Raw genomic sequence first — 1,721 nt, 5'->3', positions numbered from 1 at the left:
TCTGGGTGTTCCTGTTCGCGTTCATCTGGTTGCGCGCCACGCTGCCCCGGCTGCGGTACGACCAGTTCATGGCGATCGGCTGGAAGATGCTCATCCCGCTGTCGCTGGCGTGGATCATGATCGTCGCGATCACGCACACGCTGCGCTCCCACGGGTCCGCAGCATGGGTGACCGCCGTGATCAACATCGGGTTCCTGGTGGCCGTCATCGGGGTGGCGATGCTATGGAATGCGCGTCGCCGCAGGCGGGTCCGCCAAGCGGTCCCGCCGCCACCGCCACCGGACGTGAACGCCTTCCCGATCCCGCCGCTGCCCGGGCAGCCGATGATGCACAAGGAAAAGGCCCAGGTGAAAGCCGATGTCTAGATTCAAGTTGCTCGACGCGGTGGCCGGCTTCGGCGTGACGTTCTCGACGATGTTCAAAAAGCCGATGACCGAGCAGTACCCCGACGTCAAAATTCCGACCGCGCCTCGGTATCACGGCCGGCATCAGCTCAACCGGTATGCGGACGGGTTGGAGAAGTGCATCGGCTGTGAGCTGTGCGCCTGGGCCTGTCCGGCGGACGCCATCTACGTGGAGGGTGCCGATAACACTGAGGGGGAACGCTTTTCGCCCGGTGAGCGCTACGGTCGGGTCTATCAGATCAACTATCTGCGCTGTATCGGCTGCGGGCTGTGTATCGAGGCCTGCCCCACCCGGGCGCTGACCATGACCAACTATTACGAGATGGCCGATGACAACCGGTCGGACCTGATCTACGGCAAGGACAAGCTCTTGGCTCCTCTGCCATCCGGCGCGCAGGCCCCGCCGCACGCCATGGCGGCGGGGAGCACCGACGAGGACTACTACCGCGGCAACATCATCGGACCCGGCGGACTGCTGGAGCGACAGGCCAAGGAGGCTCTGCAGTGACCTCCACCACCGAAGCGGTCGCGTTCTGGGTGCTGGCCGCGATCGCCGTGGCCGGCGCGATCGGTGTGGTGGCCGCGCGCAGGGCGGTGTACTCGGCGTTGTTCCTCGCCATGACGATGATCAGCCTGGCGGCGCTCTACGTCGCACAGGATGCCCTGTTCCTCGGGGTGGTGCAGGTGGTGGTCTACACCGGCGCGGTGATGATGCTGTTCCTGTTCGTCCTGATGCTGGTCGGCGTGGACTCGTCGGAGTCTCTGGTGGAAGCCATTCGTGGACAACGGGTTGCGGCGCTTTTGGCCGGCCTCGCTTTCGGGATCCTGCTGATCGCCGGCGTCGGAACCCTGGGTGCCGGCGGCTTCGTCGGCCTGACCGAAGCGAATTCCGGCGGTAACGTCCAAGGCCTGGCCGTGCTGATCTTCACGAAGTACCTGTGGGCGTTCGAGTTGACCAGTGCACTGCTGATCACCGCGGCGCTCAGCGCGATGGTCCTGGCCCACCGGGAGCGGATCGAGCGGCGTAAATCCCAGCGCGAACAGGCCGAAGAACGCTTCCGCACCGGGGGCGCCCACCCGACGACGTGGTCCAGCTCCGGTGTCTACGCCCGGCACAACGCGGTCGACGTCCCTGCCCGACTGCCCGACGGCTCGGATGCGGACATCTCGGTCAGCAGCGTTCTGGTGCGCCGCCCGAACGACGGGGATGAGCGATGAACCCGGTGAGTTATCTGTATTTGTCGGTGTTGTTGTTCACGATTGGTGCGGCTGGAGTGTTGTTGCGGCACAACGCGATCGTGATGTTCATGTGCGTGG

Annotated in this window: 3 protein-coding genes and 1 pseudogene; all 4 read left to right on the top strand. The window is 65.1% G+C overall.

The genetic code is table 11. The features are described from left to right. Positions 1-365 (top strand): NADH-quinone oxidoreductase subunit H (locus tag H7J73_RS33645; protein ID WP_308207377.1); only part of this gene is annotated, 365 nt, incomplete at its 5' end. Further along, entirely contained in the window at positions 358-912 is a 555-nt protein-coding gene (gene nuoI / locus H7J73_RS00015) for an NADH-quinone oxidoreductase subunit NuoI (protein ID WP_264065163.1), read from the top strand. The genes H7J73_RS33645 and nuoI, both read left to right, overlap by 8 nt. Next, positions 909-1,622 (top strand): NADH-quinone oxidoreductase subunit J, encoded by a 714-nt coding sequence (locus tag H7J73_RS00010; protein WP_264065162.1) that lies wholly within the window; start codon positions 909-911, stop codon positions 1,620-1,622. Before nuoI ends, H7J73_RS00010 begins: the two co-directional genes overlap by 4 nt. After that, positions 1,619-1,721 (top strand): annotated as a pseudogene (locus H7J73_RS00005) (NADH-quinone oxidoreductase subunit NuoK); the annotation flags it as partial. The gene H7J73_RS00010 and the pseudogene H7J73_RS00005, both read left to right, overlap by 4 nt.

This window comes from Mycolicibacterium komossense, assembly GCF_025822605.1.
Taxonomy (GTDB): domain Bacteria; phylum Actinomycetota; class Actinomycetes; order Mycobacteriales; family Mycobacteriaceae; genus Mycobacterium; species Mycobacterium komossense.
Note: the sequence above shows the minus strand (reverse complement) of the source record. Positions and strands in the feature narration are given on the sequence as shown.